Origin of the sequence: Sphingomonas hankookensis (genome assembly GCF_028551275.1) — a bacterium.
GTDB lineage: Bacteria > Pseudomonadota > Alphaproteobacteria > Sphingomonadales > Sphingomonadaceae > Sphingomonas > Sphingomonas hankookensis_A.
Genome location: NZ_CP117025.1, coordinates 2682542 through 2697950, shown reverse-complemented (window position 1 = coordinate 2697950; position 15409 = coordinate 2682542). Strand labels below are relative to the sequence as shown.

At 66.9% G+C, this 15409-nt stretch carries 19 protein-coding genes; 9 read left to right on the top strand and 10 right to left on the bottom strand.

Annotation, left to right across the window (positions count from 1 at the left end):
- The first annotated feature begins 19 nt into the window (after nt 1–19).
- Nucleotides 20–235: an AbrB/MazE/SpoVT family DNA-binding domain-containing protein gene (locus tag PPZ50_RS12775; RefSeq protein WP_066694115.1), complete on the top strand. Its 216-nt coding sequence runs from the start codon at nt 20–22 to the stop codon at nt 233–235.
- Complete coding sequence (locus PPZ50_RS12770) at nt 232–630, top strand: PIN domain-containing protein (protein WP_066694113.1); 399 nt, start codon at nt 232–234, stop codon at nt 628–630. Before PPZ50_RS12775 ends, PPZ50_RS12770 begins: the two co-directional genes overlap by 4 nt.
- On the opposite strand, the gene PPZ50_RS12765 is transcribed toward PPZ50_RS12770, so the two are convergent.
- A complete protein-coding gene (locus PPZ50_RS12765) occupies nt 627–1295 on the bottom strand; it encodes an RBBP9/YdeN family alpha/beta hydrolase (RefSeq protein WP_066694544.1) in 669 nt (222 codons plus the stop codon). The two genes, PPZ50_RS12770 and PPZ50_RS12765, sit on opposite strands and share 4 nt — an antisense overlap.
- Before the next feature lie 180 nt (nt 1296–1475).
- Here PPZ50_RS12765 and PPZ50_RS12760 point away from each other — a divergent pair, with 180 nt between their 5' ends.
- From PPZ50_RS12760 to proC, 5 genes are all read left to right on the top strand, one after another.
- Nucleotides 1476–2264 carry a TlyA family RNA methyltransferase gene (locus PPZ50_RS12760; RefSeq protein ID WP_198158625.1) on the top strand — a complete coding sequence of 263 codons (789 nt, stop codon included), beginning with the start codon at nt 1476–1478 and terminating at the stop codon, nt 2262–2264.
- Nucleotides 2265–2303: 39 nt separating this feature from the next.
- The gene (locus PPZ50_RS12755) at nt 2304–2858 is read left to right on the top strand and encodes a TspO/MBR family protein (protein WP_066694110.1); all 555 of its coding nucleotides are present in this window, start codon (nt 2304–2306) and stop codon (nt 2856–2858) included.
- Nucleotides 2859–2904: 46 nt separating this feature from the next.
- Nucleotides 2905–3204 carry an accessory factor UbiK family protein gene (locus tag PPZ50_RS12750; RefSeq protein ID WP_066694108.1) on the top strand — a complete coding sequence of 100 codons (300 nt, stop codon included), beginning with the start codon at nt 2905–2907 and terminating at the stop codon, nt 3202–3204.
- A 66-nt stretch (nt 3205–3270) separates the two neighbouring features.
- Nucleotides 3271–3771 carry a YbjN domain-containing protein gene (locus PPZ50_RS12745; protein ID WP_066694106.1) on the top strand — a complete coding sequence of 167 codons (501 nt, stop codon included), beginning with the start codon at nt 3271–3273 and terminating at the stop codon, nt 3769–3771.
- On the top strand, nt 3768–4574 hold the full coding sequence (proC, locus tag PPZ50_RS12740) for a pyrroline-5-carboxylate reductase (RefSeq protein WP_066694104.1): 807 nt from the start codon (nt 3768–3770) through the stop codon (nt 4572–4574). Before PPZ50_RS12745 ends, proC begins: the two co-directional genes overlap by 4 nt.
- Before the next feature lie 109 nt (nt 4575–4683).
- Here the strand turns inward: proC and PPZ50_RS12735 are convergent, their stop codons facing one another.
- Entirely contained in the window at nt 4684–5160 is a 477-nt protein-coding gene (locus PPZ50_RS12735) for a MarR family winged helix-turn-helix transcriptional regulator (RefSeq protein WP_232308064.1), read from the bottom strand.
- 85 nt (nt 5161–5245) lie between these two features.
- Between PPZ50_RS12735 and PPZ50_RS12730 the strand changes: the two genes are divergently transcribed.
- Nucleotides 5246–6334: a branched-chain amino acid aminotransferase gene (locus PPZ50_RS12730; RefSeq protein ID WP_066694098.1), complete on the top strand. Its 1089-nt coding sequence runs from the start codon at nt 5246–5248 to the stop codon at nt 6332–6334.
- Between the two features lie 357 nt (nt 6335–6691).
- Here PPZ50_RS12730 and PPZ50_RS12725 read toward each other — a convergent pair whose 3' ends face one another.
- From PPZ50_RS12725 to PPZ50_RS12710, 4 genes are all read right to left on the bottom strand, one after another.
- Nucleotides 6692–7870 carry an acetyl-CoA C-acyltransferase gene (locus tag PPZ50_RS12725; protein WP_066688612.1) on the bottom strand — a complete coding sequence of 393 codons (1179 nt, stop codon included), beginning with the start codon at nt 7868–7870 and terminating at the stop codon, nt 6692–6694.
- 17 nt (nt 7871–7887) lie between these two features.
- The gene (locus PPZ50_RS12720) at nt 7888–8343 is read right to left on the bottom strand and encodes a MaoC family dehydratase (protein ID WP_066688614.1); all 456 of its coding nucleotides are present in this window, start codon (nt 8341–8343) and stop codon (nt 7888–7890) included.
- Nucleotides 8344–8471: 128 nt separating this feature from the next.
- On the bottom strand, nt 8472–9623 hold the full coding sequence (locus PPZ50_RS12715) for a mechanosensitive ion channel family protein (protein WP_066688615.1): 1152 nt from the start codon (nt 9621–9623) through the stop codon (nt 8472–8474).
- Nucleotides 9624–9632: 9 nt separating this feature from the next.
- Nucleotides 9633–10664 (bottom strand): DNA topoisomerase IB, encoded by a 1032-nt coding sequence (locus PPZ50_RS12710; RefSeq protein WP_066688616.1) that lies wholly within the window; start codon nt 10662–10664, stop codon nt 9633–9635.
- A 128-nt stretch (nt 10665–10792) separates the two neighbouring features.
- On the opposite strand from PPZ50_RS12710, the gene PPZ50_RS12705 reads away from it, so the two are divergent.
- Complete coding sequence (locus PPZ50_RS12705; protein WP_066688617.1) at nt 10793–11347, top strand: type 1 glutamine amidotransferase domain-containing protein; 555 nt, start codon at nt 10793–10795, stop codon at nt 11345–11347.
- 141 nt (nt 11348–11488) lie between these two features.
- Here PPZ50_RS12705 and PPZ50_RS12700 read toward each other — a convergent pair whose 3' ends face one another.
- The 4 genes from PPZ50_RS12700 to PPZ50_RS12685 all read right to left on the bottom strand — a co-directional run bounded on the left by PPZ50_RS12700 (nt 11489) and on the right by PPZ50_RS12685 (nt 15401).
- Complete coding sequence (locus PPZ50_RS12700) at nt 11489–12544, bottom strand: acyltransferase family protein (RefSeq protein WP_066688622.1); 1056 nt, start codon at nt 12542–12544, stop codon at nt 11489–11491.
- Complete coding sequence (locus PPZ50_RS12695) at nt 12541–13896, bottom strand: DUF5935 domain-containing protein (protein ID WP_066688624.1); 1356 nt, start codon at nt 13894–13896, stop codon at nt 12541–12543. Before PPZ50_RS12695 ends, PPZ50_RS12700 begins: the two co-directional genes overlap by 4 nt.
- Nucleotides 13889–14029: a hypothetical protein gene (locus PPZ50_RS12690; protein ID WP_164523846.1), complete on the bottom strand. Its 141-nt coding sequence runs from the start codon at nt 14027–14029 to the stop codon at nt 13889–13891. The genes PPZ50_RS12695 and PPZ50_RS12690 overlap by 8 nt, the downstream gene beginning before the upstream one ends.
- Before the next feature lie 229 nt (nt 14030–14258).
- Complete coding sequence (locus PPZ50_RS12685; protein WP_066688683.1) at nt 14259–15401, bottom strand: glycosyltransferase family 4 protein; 1143 nt, start codon at nt 15399–15401, stop codon at nt 14259–14261.
- Between the last annotated feature and the right edge of the window lie 8 nt (nt 15402–15409).

The window sequence follows — 15409 nt, the reverse complement described above, 5'->3', positions numbered from 1 at the left end:
CCGACGAAGGAGAAGCGCGGTGAAGGTCGAAAAGATCGGTGACCAGCTCGCTATCGTCATTCCGCAGGATGTGGCCGAAACGCTGGGGCTGCATGAAGGGGATAGCGTCGAAGTGCGGCGGAGCAGCGATCCTGCGCCAATGACTCGTGACGAAGCAATTGCCGCGATGCGCGCGTTGGCACGGCCACTCCCGCCCGGATACAAATTCGATCGAGAGGAGGCGAACGCGCGTTGAGCGTCGCGTTCTTCGACACGAACATTCTCGTCTATGCGCTGGGCGTCGATGACAGGGCGATACGCGCGCAGTCGCTTCTGGCGGACGGCGGTATCATCAGCGTGCAGTCGCTCAACGAGTTTGCGACCGTTACCCGGCGCAAGCTGCGCTACGAATGGCCGGCAATCCACGACGCCCTTGCCGCGTTGCGCGTCCTGTGTCCGCACATTGTTCCCCTGACCGATGCCATCCACCGCGATGGCCTGCGCATCGCCGAACGCTATCGCCTGTCGATCTACGACAGCATGATCTCCGCCGCCGCGCTGTCCGCGGGTTGCGATCGGCTATGGAGCGAGGACCTCCATCACGGGCTGGTCATCGATGCTCGGCTGGAGGTCCGCAACCCGTTCCTCTAGCGCAGGAACTGCCCCTGCGCTGCGTCGGTGGCGTTCACCGCCAGCACAGAGCGCGCTTCGGAGGGCAACCGGACATGGCCATGGCCATCTCCCGACGCAGCGATGACCCGGTCGAGCAGTTCCTGTCCTTCCTCCCACCAGCCGATGCCGCTGGCGGCGTTGAGGTGGCCCTGCGCGCCGGCATCGACGAAATGGCTGCCCCAATCGACCGCCATCGAATGCGCCCGCTCGATCGACACCCACGGGTCGTCGGTCGATGCGACGACCAGCGACGGAAAGGGCAGGGCGAAGCGCGGCGTCGGGGCGAACCCCTGCAACTCGACCGGCGCGCCGGGGCGATCGACATCCGCCGGCGCCACGAGCAACGCGCCCGCCACAGGCCAGCCATAGGGCTGGCCCGACAGCTGCGCCCACCATGCGACCGCGAGGCAGCCGAGCGAGTGCGCGGCGAGGACCACCGGCGCCTGCGCCTGCCGGATCGCCTGGTCCAGCTTCGTCACCCATGCATTGCGCAAGGGCCGCGACCACAGGCCCAGTTCGACCCGCGCGGTATCGGGCCGCGATTGCTCCCACAATGTCTGCCAGTGCGACGGGCCGGAACCGTTGAGGCCCGGCACGGTCAACACCGTCGGCAGGCCGGTCTGGGGAGTCGAAAGCTGTGCCATCATCGCGCTCCTGCTCTTGGGTGTTCCAACAGGGTGGAAGCCGCCGGCCACGCTTAGGGACAGGGATCGGGTCCGGGCGACTTCCTGCAGCCAATGTATTCCTACTTAAACGATAGGCAATGGCCAATCGACCAGTCGATCAAGGGTTGCGACGGGCGGAAAGCCGCGCCATGCGGGGCCATGGCAAAGCAACGTGCGGACCAGATGCTCGTCGATCGCGGTCTGGCCGAAAGCCGGACGCGGGCGCAGGCGCTCATCATGGCGGGGCTGGTGTTCGTCGGCGACCGCAAGGTGGACAAGCCCGGCCAGCAACTGCCGCCCGACGCGACGCTCGACGTGCGCGGACGCGATCATCCCTGGGTGTCGCGCGGCGGGATCAAGCTGGCGCACGGCCTCGACCATTTCGGCTGGGACGTGGGTGGTGCGGTGGCGATCGATGTCGGGTCGTCGACCGGGGGCTTTACCGATGTGCTGCTGTCGCGCGGCGCGGCGCGGGTCTATGCGGTCGACAGCGGCACCAACCAGCTGGCGTGGAAGCTGCGACAGGACCCGCGAGTGATCGTCCATGAACAGCTCAGCGCACGCTTGCTGACGCCCGCCCATATCCCCGAGCCGATCGACCTGGTGGTGTGCGATGCCAGCTTCATCGCGCTGGCCAAGGTGCTGGCGGTGCCGCTCGGCTTCGTGAAGCCCGGCGGGCGGCTGCTGGCGCTGATCAAGCCGCAGTTCGAGGCGGGCCGCGACGAGGTCGGCAAGGGTGGGGTGGTGCGCGACCCCGCGATCCATGCGCGGGTCTGCGACGCGGTCGCCGACTGGCTGACCGGCCTTGGCTGGCGCGTTGCGGGCGTCGATCCCAGCCCAATTACCGGTCCCGAGGGCAATATCGAGTTCCTGATCGGTGCGTACGCCCCCGAATCGACCGCTTTGGCTTGCAATGATGCACCGCACACAGCAAGCAATGCGCCCTGAACGGCAGCGCAGCGTGCGCAGTGGGGGCTGGGGTACGGGATGAACGAGATCGCGTCGAAGTGGCAGTTGCGATCAGGATTTCTGCGGCGCGCGGTGGTGTGCGTGCCGTTAATCCTTTTGCTGGGGTTCACGTCGGGACAGCTGGTCGTCGCGGGGGATGCGAATGGCTGGTACCGGATGCTGGACCTGCCGGCGATCCGCCCGCCGCAATGGGCATTCCCGGTCGTCTGGACGATCCTGTACCTGCTGATGGGCTTCGCGCTGGCGGTCGTTCTCAACGCACGCGGGGCGCGGGGGCGCGGCATCGCGATCGCGCTGTTCACCCTGCAGCTGGCGATGAACCTCATATGGTCGCCGCTGTTCTTCGGCGCGCATCAGGTGACACTGGCGCTATACCTGATCGTCGCCCTGTTCCTGACCGCGCTTGCCACCACCTTCGCCTTCGGCCGCATTCGGCCGATCGCGGCGTGGCTGCTGGTGCCCTATCTGGTCTGGCTGGTGATCGCATCGGCGCTCAATTGGCAGATCGACCGGCGCAATCCGGATGCGGAAACCCTTGTGCCGCCGGCCCATTCCACCCAAATCAAGCTCTAGAGAAAGGGCGGGCCGTGTCGCGCCCGACCAACCGGAAGGATTTTCCATGCAGTCCGACAATCGCCTGTTCGACGATTTCGCCAAGTTCGTGAACGGCGCCGCCGGGACCCTTGCCGGCATGGCCCGCGAGGGCGAGGCTGCGGCGCGCGAACGTGCCAAGACCTTCCTGGGCGGCATGGATTTCGTCAGCCGCGACGAATTCGAAGTGGTGAAGGCGATGGCCGTCGCCGCCCGCGACGAGGCCGACGCGCTGCGCGCCCGGCTCGACGCGCTGGAGGGCAAGACCGCGCCGGCCGCGCAGCCGATCACGCCCGACGCGCCGGGGGCGGGCGAAGGCGCGCTCTGATCCGCCGTCCCGGGTCCCACGCCGTAACGCGTGACGCCGGGCACGCGAGCGGCTAAAGATTTGGGGATGATGTTGGACGAAGTGGAAGAGGACGGCGACGACGCCGTGCCGATCGATACGCTGGAGCGCTATTTCGCGGCGCACGGCTGGAAGCATGAGCGCGACGGCGACGAGATCGTCGCGCATGTGAAGGGCAGCTGGACCGAGTTCGAGCTGCGCGCCATCTGGCGGGGCGAGGACGGCGTGCTGCAGTTCCTCGCGCTGCCCGACATCCGCGTCGCCGACGAACGGCGCGGGGCGATCTATGAAACGATCGGCCTGATCAACGAACAGCTGTGGATCGGCCATTTCGAGCTGTGGTCGTCGAGCGGCATCCTGCTGTATCGCCACGCCGCGATGCTGCCGGAGGAGCCGGTGCTGACCATCGATCAGGCGGAAATGATGATCGACGCCGCGATCGACGAATGCGAGCGCTTCTACCCGGTGTTCCAGTTCGTGCTGTGGGGCGGCAAGTCGCCGAAGGAAGCGATCGCCGCGTCGATGATCGAGACGCAGGGCGAGGCATGACCGCGCTGCCCGGACCGCTGTGGCTGATCGGCTGCGGCAATATGGGCGGGGCGATGCTGGAGCGGTGGATCGCCGATGGCGTCGATCCGAGGGCGATCACCGTCGTCACCCGCTCGCCGCGCGAGGTGCCGGCGGGCGTGACCCATGGTACGGCGATCCCGCAGGACGGGCCGCCGGCGGTCGTCGTGCTGGCGATCAAGCCGCAACAACTCGATCAGGTCGCGCCCGACCTTGCGCCGCATATCGCCGGCGTGCCGCTGCTGATCTCGATCCTTGCCGGGGTCGAGGAGGCGGCGCTGGCGCGGCGGTTCGACGCCGCCACCGTCGTCCGCGCCATGCCGAACCTGCCGGTCGCGATTGGGGAGGGGGTCGTGGCGTTGCATTCGCACGGGGAGGATCGGGCTGCCCGCGATACCGCCGCCGCGCTGATGGCCCCGCTCGGGCTGGTCGAATGGATCGACGACGCCGCGCTGTTCGACGCGGTTACGGCGCTGTCGGGCTGCGGGCCGGGTTTCGTGTTCCGCTTCATCGACGCGTTGGCAGCAGCCGGTGCCGCTCTCGGCCTGCCTGCCGATCAGGCGCAACGCCTCGCCATTGCCACGGTACAGGGATCGGCGACCATGGCCGCCGGGTCGGACGTATCGCCTGCGACGCTCGCCGACCGTGTCGCCAGCCCCGGCGGATCGACGCGGCAAGGCTTGAACGTGCTCGACGAAGGCGATGCGCTTAAGCAGCTGCTCAGCGCCACGCTCGCCGCATCCGAACGTCGCAACGCGGAAATAGCCGCAGCTGCGCGGGGCTAAGCCACTTGCGATCCCGTCACCCCGGGCTTGACCCGGGGTCCCGCTTCTTCTTCTAACCGTGCCAAAGGAAGCGGGACCCCGGATCAAGTCCGGGGTGACGGTGCAGCAGTCATGGTCGCCCCAACGCCGCCACCGCAGCCTTGTCCCCTGCCGGGATCAGCCCCTCCAGCACGGCCCAGAAACCGCTGACCGCATCCTGTCCCGCCCCCGAATAGGCGCGCGACAGTTTCGCGTTCAGCATCTCGTACAGCCGGGCCTCCAGCGCCTGCCCCTCGGGCGTCAGCTTCAGCAACCGCTGCCGTGCATCGCGGTCGCCCGCCCGGCTTTCGACCAGTTCGCGTGCCGACAGGTCGTTCAGCACCCGCCCGAGCGACTGTTTGGTGATCGCCAGCAACCGCAACAATTCGCTGACCGACAGATCAGGCCGCCGTGCGATGAAATAGAGCGCGCGGTGATGCGCCCGCCCCAGATTCTGCGCGGACAGTTCCTCGTCGATGCTGCGCGTCAGGTGGCTGTAGCCGAAATAGAGTAGCTCGATCCCGCGTCGCACCTCGGCCTCGCGCAGGAACAGGGCGGATGCGGTCATCGGTTGCGCGGAAGATGGGGCAGTCATGTTGACCATTTGTGCCATCCGGCCTACCCCTCCGCAAGCATTCATCCAAGAGGACGCCATGACGCAGCCGAGCTTCGCCTTCGAACCCCATGCGACCCCGGTCGAGGCGAGCGAGCGGGCGGCGCGGATCGTCAATCCGGGCTTTGGCCGGGTATTCACCGATCACATGGCGACGATCCGCTGGTCGGAGGACAAGGGCTGGCACGACGCGAAGATCACCGCGCGCGCGCCGATCGTCATGGACCCGGCCGCCGCCGTGCTCCACTATGCGCAGGAAATCTTCGAGGGACTGAAGGCCTACACGCTGCCCGATGGCGGCGTCGCGCTGTTCCGCGCCGAACAGAATGCCGCCCGGTTCCGGCGGTCGGCCAAGCGCCTCGCCATGGCCGAGCTGCCCGAGGACCTGTTCGTCGCGTCGTGCCGCGAACTGACGCTGGCCGAGCGCGAGTGGATTCCGGCCGGCGAGGGCAGCGCGCTCTACCTCCGCCCGTTCATGATCGCGTCCGAGACGTTCCTCGGCGTGAAGCCCTCGGCCGAATATCTCTATTGCGTGATCGCCTCGGCGGTCGGCAATTACTGGCCGGGCGGTGCCAAGAGCGTGTCGCTCTGGGTGTCGAAGGAATTTACCCGCGCCGCGCCCGGCGGCACCGGCGATGCCAAGTGCGGCGGCAACTATGCCGCCAGCCTGCTCGCCCAGTCGGAAGCGATCCGGCAGGGCTGCGATCAGGTCGTGTTCCTCGACGCGACCGAGCGCCGCTGGGTCGAGGAACTGGGCGGCATGAACATCTTCTTCGTGTTCGACGACGGCACGATGCTCACCCCGCCGCTGACCGGCACGATCCTGCCCGGCATCACCCGCGATTCGATCCTGACGCTGGCCCGCGATCAGGAGATCACGGTGCGCGAGGAACGCTATTCGATCGAGGAGTGGCAGGCCGATGCCGCCAGCGGCCGCCTGGTCGAGGCGTTCGCTTGCGGCACGGCGGCCGTCGTGACGCCGATCGGCAAGGTATCGTCGGCGGATTTCAGCTTCCAGATCGGCGACGGCCAGCCCGGCGAGCGGACGCAGGCGCTGCTCAAGCAGCTGACCGACATCCAGCGGGGGCGGAGCAACGACCCGCACGGCTGGATGCAGCGGATCGGGTGACGCCTAAAAGCCCTCTCCCCGGCGGGGGGGGGGGGGCGCTACCCGATCGCCACAACCTTATCCATCCAAACCCACCGTTTGCTTCGAGCGCAGGTTAGAGCCTGTCGAGAACCGAAGTCGAGAAGGGGGTGTCCCGAGCGACCAAGTTCTCGACTGACGCTTCTCGACAAGCTCGAAGCTGCTCGAACCGAACGGGGTGGGGGAGGGTAGTTCGTTCTACGACGTTTTAGACGACGTCCGTCTCACCAAAACCGTCATCCCGGCGCAGGCCGGGATCCATGGACGCGGCACCGTCGCGGTTCCATCGCCAGCACCCGACACAATGGCTCCCTACCGTGTCGGATGCCGCGAGCCCTCTCAAAGCACCTCGAACAACCCCGCGGCGCCCATGCCGCCGCCGACGCACATCGTAATGACGACATATTTCACGCCACGCCGCTTGCCTTCGATCAGCGCATGGCCGGTCATCCGCGCGCCCGACATGCCATACGGATGGCCAATCGCAATCGCGCCGCCATTGACGTTCAGCCGGTCGTTGGGAATGCCCAGCACGTCCTGGCAATGCAGCACCTGCACCGCGAACGCCTCGTTCAGCTCCCACAGCCCGATATCGTCCGTTTTCAGCCCGAAGCGTTCGAGCAGCTTCGGCACCGCATAGACCGGGCCGATCCCCATCTCGTCCGGCTTGGTGCCCGCCACCGCCATCCCGACATAGCGGCCGAGCGGCTGCAGCCCGCGGGCCGCCGCCACCGATTCCTCCATCACCACGCAGGCCGACGATCCGTCCGACAACTGGCTGGCATTGCCGGCGGTGATGACCGCCTGTTCGCCCAGCACGGGCTTGAGCGCCTGCAGCCCCTCGATCGTCGTATCTGCGCGGTTGCCCTCGTCCTTGGTCAGCGTGACTTCATGGCTCGACACTTCCTTCGTCGCCTTGTCGACGACGTTCATCGTGGCGGTCACGGGAATGAGTTCGGCGTCGAACAGGCCCGCCGTCTGCGCGGCGGCGGTGCGCTGCTGCGATTGGAGCGCATAGGCGTCCTGCCGCTCGCGCGAGATGCCGTAACGCGCAGCCACGATCTCGGCGGTCTGGAGCATCGGCATGTAGATATCGCCATGCATCGCGAGCAGTTCGGGGTCGGGTGCAAGGCGCATCTGCGGCGTCTGCACCAGGCTGATCGATTCGACGCCGCCCGCGACGCAGATATCCATCCGGTCGTGCACGATCTGCTTGGCGGCGGTGGCGATCGCCATCAGGCCGCTGGCGCATTGCCGGTCGATCGACATGCCCGAAACGCTGATCGGCAGGCCGGCGCGCAGCGCGGCGTTGCGGGCGATATTGTTTGCCTGATGCCCCTGCTGCATCGCCGCGCCCAACAGCACGTCGTCGACCTCCGCCCCGTCGATCCCGGCGCGCTCGACCGCAGCTCGGATCGAATGGGCGGCCAGCGTCGGCGCGGGCAGGTTGTTGAAAGCCCCGCGATAGGCGCGGCCGATGGGCGTGCGGGCGGTCGATACGATGACGGCAGAGCGCATGGAATTTCCTCGGGTGTTCAGGTGAAATACTGGCTGATCCATTCGGCGATCAGCGCGGGGGAGTCGGCGCCGTCGACCTCGACGGCATATTCGCTGGTCCGCTGCCATTGGCCGGGGTGTTTCTGCTCCAGCGCCAGCAGCGTGAAACGGCCGCGGATGCGGGAGCCGGACCGGACGGGCGCCAGAAAGCGGGTGCGGTTGCCGCCATAATTGACTTCCATCCGCACGCCGGCGATCCGGGGCAGATCGGTCGCCTCCGCCAGTCTCGGCATGAGCGACAGCAGCAGGAACCCATGGGCGATGGTTCCGCCGAACGGAGTCGCGGCGGCGGCCTGCGGGTCGACATGGATGAATTGCCGGTCGCCGGTCGCATCGGCAAAGGCATCGATCATCGCCTGATCGACGACGATCCATTCGGACCGCCATGTTGCGCCGACCTGCGCCGCCAGTTCCTCTGCCGCAATTTCGGCCATTGCGATCCTCTCCCGCACGTTAGGGCGATCATAGCGTCGGCCGGCGCCGCTGCAAGCGTCGACGCACCGAATTTTCCGAAAGGGCAAATGCGCTATGACGGGAGGGCAGACCCGATGTTCGAAAAACGCTACGGATGTGCCGGGCTGGGATCGACGATCGTGCCGTCCGCGCGGGCATTCAGATTGACCTGGGTCGGATAGGCGATCTCGATCCCCTCGGCGGCGAAGCGGCGCAGGATCGCGATGCCGACCGCCGTCCGCCCGTCGTAAAACGCTGCATAATCGGCGCCGGCCGAATCGAAGAGCAGCTCGAAATCGATGCTCGACGCGCCGAAGCCGATCAGCCCGCAACGGACGAACACGCGCTCCTCCGCCTCCACCACCTCGCGCAGCATCGCCGGGATGCGCGCGCAGGTCTCGGCATCGGTCTGATAGGTGACGCCGATCACGAACGACGCCCGGCGATGGGCGCGGCGGGTGTTGTTGGTGATTTCCTTGTCGAGCAGGTTCTTGTTGGAAATGATCCGCTCTTCGCCGGTGACCGAACGGATGCGGGTGGATTTCAGCCCGATCTCGGCGATCGACCCGTCGGTCTGGTCGTAATGGACATTGTCGCCGCGCCGAAACGGCTTGTCGAAGATGATCGACAGCGCGGCGAACAGGTCGGCGAAGATGCCCTGCGCCGCCAGACCGATGGCGATGCCGCCGACGCCGAGGCCGGCGACCAAACCCGTGACGTTCACCCCCAGATTGTCGAGCACGACGATCAGCGCGATGGCGAACAGCGCGAAGGTGACCAGCAACCGGATCAGCCCCATCGCCGATGCCAGCGCCTCGCCATGATAATGGTCGCTCGCCGTCCGCCGCTCGACCGCACCCAATATGACCTCGCGCGCCCAGATCGCGGCCTGGAACACGGCGGCGACGGTGAACAGGAACTCGATCGTCGCGGTGACCATCGGCGGCGCGCTGGCATAGCCGTCGACCAGCTTGGCGGCCAGCATCACCATGAAGAACAGCCCGGTCCGCCCGATCGCGCGGCCTGCGACGCTGCCCCATCCGGTGCGGTCCTCACCCGCCAGCTTCATGCCCCAGCGGCGGACCAGCAGCAGGACGATGACGATCAGCGCACCGGCGCCCAGCGCCACCAGCACCTGCAGCCAGTTGTCCGAAATCCACCGGGCACTGTCCTGCAGCAACAGCCGGGCCTGTGCCTGGGCCTGATCGGCGTTGAAGCTCTTCTCGACGGTCGCGGCCGGCGACGTGGTATTGGTACTCATGCGGTTCCTTCAAGCGGCGACGGCGACGCGGTCCTGCGCTTCGAGCAGCGCGATCAGCCCGCGTTCGTGGCGGCTGAGATGTTTCGCGGCCCGTGGCAGGCGCAGGGTCTCGCGAAACGCGCTCTGCCCGTCCTTGACCAGATCGATCAGCAGCGGGTGGACATAGGATTTGCGGGCGATGGCCGGCGTATTGCCCAGCGCATCGACCACCGGGCCCAGCATCGTCTTCAGGCTGATATCCTGATCGGCATCGGCGAGCGTCGCGAACGCCAGCACGCTCGCACCCCACGTCCGGAAATGCTTGGCGGTGAAGTCATCGCCCATCGCCGCGCGGATATAGGCGTTGACGTCGCTCGACGTGACCGGATGCGTCTCCCCCTCGGCATCGACCCAGCGGAACAGGTGCTGTCCCGGCAGGTCCTGGCACTTGCGCACGAAACTGGCGAGCGAGCGGTCGGTGATCGTCAGCACCCGCATCTTGCCCGACTTGGCGCGATATTGGAGCTTCAGCCTGGTCCCGCTCAGCTTCGCATGCCGCTTGCGCAGCGTCGTCGCGCCGAAGCTCTTGTTCACCCGCGCATAGCCTTCGTTGCCGACGCGCACCCGCCCGAGATCGAGCAGCCGCACCACCGCCGCCACCGCCCGGTCGCGTGACAGCGCGCGCTTGGCAAGGTCCCGCTCCACCTGCGCGCGCAGCTTCGGCAGCTTGTGCCCGAACGACGCGCAGCGATCATATTTGGCGCTCTCCTGCGCCGCGCGGAAATCGGCGTGATAGCGATATTGCTTGCGACCCTTCTCGTCCCAGCCGATCGCCTGGATATGACCGGTGGGATCGGGGCAGAACCATGCGTCGCGATAGGCGGGGGGCAGGCCGATGGCGTTCAGCCGGTCGATCTCGTTCCGATCGGTGATCCGGTCGCCGTCCGGGTCGTAATAGCCCCAGCCGCGCGTCAGCTTCTTGCGGGTGATGCCCGGCGCCTCGCAATCGGAAAAGACGCAGCCGGCGGGGCAGGGGAGGTCGTCGTCTTCGGCTGGTTCCATCGGGCTGTCCCTGCGAATATCCCGATCAATGTTCGGCTCGTCGCTTCGTTCCGGCATCCGCCGCGTGGGCGGGAACCGACGCGGAGTCAGCCGGTTGGGGGCGGACCACCCTGCACAGGAGACTTCCCATGGCCGACCTCGCCAATGCCCGCGTGCTGATCCTCGCCACCGACGGGTTCGAGGAATCCGAACTGTTCGACCCGCGTCAGGCGCTGCTGGACGCAGGCGCGAACGTGACGCTCGCCTCGATCAAGACCGATCCGATCCAGGGCGTCGTCAACGACAGCGAAAAGGCGCGGACGATCACCCCCGACCTGACGCTCGACGCGGTGGATACCGAGGAATTCGACATGCTGCTGCTGCCCGGCGGCGTCGGCAATCCCGACAAGCTGCGCATGCAGGAACGCGCGGTCGAGATCGTCAGCGAATTCATGGACGACGACAAGATCGTCGCCGCCATCTGCCATGCGCCGTGGCTGCTGGTGGAGGCCGACGTGGTCGACGGCCGCCGCGTGACCAGCTGGCCATCGGTCCGCACCGACCTCGAAAATGCCGGTGCCGAGGTGGTCGACGAACAGGTCGTGATCGACGGCAACCTGATCACCAGCCGCAAGCCCGACGACATTCCCGCCTTTTCGAAGGCGGTGATCGAGGCACTGCAAAGCGAACTGGCCGAGGCGTGAGGCGAGGAGGCGGGTGGTGATCCTCACCATCCGCCCCAAACGTCACCCCGGGCTTGACCCGGGGTCCCGCTTCTTCTTCCTCTACGCGCGGCAAAGAAAGCGGGACCCCGGATCAAGTCCGGGGTGACGTAAGCGGAAACGCTAAGCCACCGCCAGCCGCCGCCGATCCCCGACCCGGTTCAACCAGTTCTGCGCCGGCCGCTCTACGCCGCGATACAGCACTTCCGACGACGCGATCACCGCCACGATATACAGCGCCAGCACCCATAGCGGCGCGTCGGTCGCATCCTCGACCAGCACCAGCTTGAACACGAACCACAGCAGGAAATGGCCGAGATAGGTCGCATAGCTGATCTCGCCCAGCCGGTAGATCGGCCACCATTCCAGCGGGTTGCCGCGCCGGTTCGACGTGATCCCCGCCGCCAGCAACAGGCACGCGAGTGCGGCGGGCAGCGAATGCGCCTCCGACAGCAGCTTCGTCCCCCACGCCGCCGCCAGCCCCAGCGCGAGGATGCCCGCCGATACCGCGACAAGGTCACGCCCCTGCCAGCGCAGCCACAAAGCGCCGATCGCGGTCCCGGCGGCAAACTGGATCACGCAGCGCGCCACGGCAAAGCGTTGCAACTCGCTGCCCAAGCCGTCCTGCCCGCATAGCGGCAGCAGCCCGAACAACAGCAATGCGACGAAGGCGACCAGCACCACGCTCGGCACGCGGCGCCAGTCGACCGCCACCGCCAGCAGCGGAAACAACAGATAGGCGGCGGATTCGGCCGAGATCGACCAGGCCGGATCGTTCCATTTCAGCGGATCGACGAACCCCCAGCTTTGCAGCAGCACGACATGCAGCGGCAGTTCGGCAAAGGGAAAGCGATCGATATTGCGCCCGGTCGCCGCCAGCACGACGGCCAGCGCGACCGCACAGGCCAGCACGAACAGGTGCAGCGGCCAGATCCGTGCCATCCGCTTCCACAGGAACCGCCCGGCAACCGGCAGCCCGCCTTCGCCGAACCGCCGCCCCCACGACAGCCAGATGACGAAGCCCGACAGCAGGAAGAAGAAATCGACCGCCAGATAGCCCTTGGCGATGGCGGATTCGATCGCCGGATGCATTTCCGCCATCGATCCGCGCAAGTGGAACAGCACGACCCACCATGCGGCAAGGCCGCGCGCGCCGGTCAGCGCCTTCAATTCGTTCATGCGGCTACCGCCCCCTTCTTGCGCCGCTGGATCGGCGTCCAAGCCTGTTCGCTACGTTTGCGCGCGAGATAGGTGTCGAGGCCGATCTGCGCGCCGATCAGCATGAAGACGAACGGCTGGAAGGCGATGGCGACGAAATTCGCGCCGAACAGATACACGATATGCCCGTTCTGCAGTGCGGCGGCCAGTGGCACGACCCACGCCTCGTCCTCACCCGCCTTGGCATAGCGCCGCCTGAGCACCTCCATCCGGAACAGCCCGCCCAGATTGATCGCCAGCCAGATCAGCAGCCCCGGATAGCCCTGTTCGCCCAGCATCTCGAAATAGGCCGAGTGATAGGCGCGCCCGGCATCGACCTCCAGGCTGCGTTCGACCGTCCGGTTCGCGCCCTCGCCGACCACCGCGACCTTTTCATAACGGATGCGGTTCTGGAGATAGGCGACGAAGCCCCCGCCGAACGGGTTCTGCTTCACATAGTCGAGCGTCCACATCCACACCGCCAGCCGGGTCGATGCCGATGCGTCGGCCTGATAGGTGCCGATCGTCTCCATCCGCTGCGTGAAGGCCGACGGCAGGAACGGCACCGCCATCAACCCCGCCGCGCCCGCCATCGCCAGATAGGTCAGCCGCCGCTTCACGTCGCGCAGCATCAGTACGCCGAGCAGCCCGATGCACAGCAGCCCGGTCCGCGTCGACGTGCCGACCGGGATCAGCAGGCAGGAGAAGACGAGGGCATAGCAGAATGCGCGCACCCGCCAATCGGGTGCGAACACCGTGCCGAAGCGGCTGAACCACAGGATCAGCGGGATGATCGCGATCGCCACGGTCGAAATGGTCGACCCCTCGTACAGGCCGGCATTGTTCGACACCATCAGGTTCAATTCGCCATAGCCGCCGCCCGACCCCAGCGTCTTGATCCCGCCGACGATGATGATCGACGCGGCCGACAGCACCATGAACAGCAGCAGCGATTCGATGCGCAATTTGGTCCGAAGTGTCAGCGGCAGGAAGATGGCGAAGGCCAGCGCCTTCCACACCCATTCCCATTTGAACTGCGCCTCGACCGGGAAGTCGGCGGTCTTGGTCGTCCACAGGCAATAGAGCAGGAGCGCGAGCATCAGGAACTGGCGCGGCGCCATCCGCGTGTCGCGCTTGTCGTCGACCACCGCCCAGGCGAGCACGGCAAGGCCGCAGGCGATCAGCGAGATCGGCACCGAGTTGAGCAGCAGATAGGTCAGCCGCTGCGGCGAGACGATGTCGATATAGACATAGGTCAGCACGAACACGAACGGCTTGCGAAACCCCGCCGCGAACAACAATCCCAGGAATGCGACGAAGACGAGATCACGCACCGAAGCGGTCCCGGCCCTTGCGCGGGGCGTCGTCGCGCACGCGTTCCTCGTCGAGGTCCGGCCGCCGCAACAACCGCCACGCCGCGATCAGCATCAGCAGGTGGGTCAGCCCCAGCGAGAAATTGTCGATCATCGGCGAGGGGCCCCTAACGTCACCCGCAGCGATAGCGGACACGGGTTGATGCGACGTTAAGCGATCGGCAGGGCAGGGGCCAAGGGGAGTGGTCCCGTCGCTGCTCACCGCCAACGTCGCTCGCCGCCAACGTCATCCCAGCGAAGGCTGGGATCTCCCCGTAAGGGAACGCGCTCCTCGCCGCGGAATGCCCCAGCCTTCGCTGGGGCGACGTTTACTCCGAACCAACCTACCCCCGAACGATCCGCAAATACGCATCCAGCACCGACTGGTTCGCGCTGTCCCAGCGATACCCCTTGGCCGCGTCATGCCCCGCCAACCCCATGCGCCAGCGCAGGTCGGCATCCTCGCACAGCCGTGCAATCGCATCGGCATAGGCGGGAATGTCGCGAGGCGGGACGAGGAACCCGGTCGTCCGGTCCTCGACCATGCCGACCGCGCCGGTCGCGCGTGCCGCCACCACCGGTACGCCCGCCGCCATCGCCTCCAGCGTGACGTTGCCGAACGTCTCGGTGATCGACGGGTTGAAGAACACGTCCATCGACGCGACCGCCCGGCCAAGATCGTCGCCCGCCTGGAACCCGGCGAACACGGCATGCGGTACCCGCTCGGCGAACCAGTCGCGCGCGGGCCCTTCGCCGATCACGAGGATGCGATGCTTGACCCCGCGCCGCTGCAATTCGGTGGCGACCTCCGAAAAGACGTCCAGCCCCTTTTCCAGCACCAGCCGCCCGAGAAAGCTGACCGCGACCTCGTCGTCGCCGATCCCCAGCGACCGCCGCCAGTCGAGATCGCGCATGCCGGGACTGAAGCGCTGATGATCCACCCCGCGCGACCAGATGCCGATCGGCGAGGTCACGCCCCATTCGCGCAGCAAATCGGCCATGCCGCGCCCGGGCACCATCACTTGATCGGCGCGATTATAGAATCGCTTCGACAGCGCGACCGCCAGCGGCTCCAGAAAGCCGATGCCATAATATTGCGGGTAGGTTTCGAACCGCGTGTGCAGCGAGGCGAGCGTCGCGATCCCGTTGTCGCGCCCCCAGCTGAGTGCCCGGTGGCCGAGGATATCGGGGGCGGAGACATGGACGATATTCGGCGCGAACGCCGTCAGATCGGCGCGCGTCTTCGCGGTCAGCCCCCGCGCCAGCTTATATTCGCCGCGCCCGCCGGGCATGCCATAGGCTGGCACGCTGACCAGATCGCCGGTCGGCGGAAAGGCCGGCTTGTCGGTCGTCGGCGAATAGACGCGCAGCGTCACGCCATGGTCGAGCAGGTGGCGCGCCAGCCGGTTGAGCGCCTGGTTCGCGCCATCGCGGACATAATTATAGTTTCCGCTGAACATCGCGACGCGGAGCTGGGAAGGCTTCATCCGCGTGC

Coding starts and splice junctions, on each gene's coding strand:
- PPZ50_RS12710 (WP_066688616.1), bottom strand. CDS start 10,664: ATGGAACCAGCCGAAGACGACGACCTCCCCTGCCCCGCCGGCTGCGTC.
- PPZ50_RS12685 (WP_066688683.1), bottom strand. CDS start 15,401: ATGAAGCCTTCCCAGCTCCGCGTCGCGATGTTCAGCGGAAACTATAAT.
- PPZ50_RS12765 (WP_066694544.1), bottom strand. CDS start 1,295: ATGGCACAGCTTTCGACTCCCCAGACCGGCCTGCCGACGGTGTTGACC.
- PPZ50_RS12720 (WP_066688614.1), bottom strand. CDS start 8,343: ATGGCCGAAATTGCGGCAGAGGAACTGGCGGCGCAGGTCGGCGCAACA.
- PPZ50_RS12730 (WP_066694098.1), top strand. CDS start 5,246: ATGACGCAGCCGAGCTTCGCCTTCGAACCCCATGCGACCCCGGTCGAG.
- PPZ50_RS12745 (WP_066694106.1), top strand. CDS start 3,271: ATGATGTTGGACGAAGTGGAAGAGGACGGCGACGACGCCGTGCCGATC.
- PPZ50_RS12760 (WP_198158625.1), top strand. CDS start 1,476: ATGGCAAAGCAACGTGCGGACCAGATGCTCGTCGATCGCGGTCTGGCC.
- PPZ50_RS12750 (WP_066694108.1), top strand. CDS start 2,905: ATGCAGTCCGACAATCGCCTGTTCGACGATTTCGCCAAGTTCGTGAAC.
- PPZ50_RS12725 (WP_066688612.1), bottom strand. CDS start 7,870: ATGCGCTCTGCCGTCATCGTATCGACCGCCCGCACGCCCATCGGCCGC.
- PPZ50_RS12705 (WP_066688617.1), top strand. CDS start 10,793: ATGGCCGACCTCGCCAATGCCCGCGTGCTGATCCTCGCCACCGACGGG.
- PPZ50_RS12715 (WP_066688615.1), bottom strand. CDS start 9,623: ATGAGTACCAATACCACGTCGCCGGCCGCGACCGTCGAGAAGAGCTTC.
- proC (WP_066694104.1), top strand. CDS start 3,768: ATGACCGCGCTGCCCGGACCGCTGTGGCTGATCGGCTGCGGCAATATG.
- PPZ50_RS12700 (WP_066688622.1), bottom strand. CDS start 12,544: ATGAACGAATTGAAGGCGCTGACCGGCGCGCGCGGCCTTGCCGCATGG.
- PPZ50_RS12735 (WP_232308064.1), bottom strand. CDS start 5,160: ATGACCGCATCCGCCCTGTTCCTGCGCGAGGCCGAGGTGCGACGCGGG.
- PPZ50_RS12690 (WP_164523846.1), bottom strand. CDS start 14,029: ATGATCGACAATTTCTCGCTGGGGCTGACCCACCTGCTGATGCTGATC.
- PPZ50_RS12755 (WP_066694110.1), top strand. CDS start 2,304: ATGAACGAGATCGCGTCGAAGTGGCAGTTGCGATCAGGATTTCTGCGG.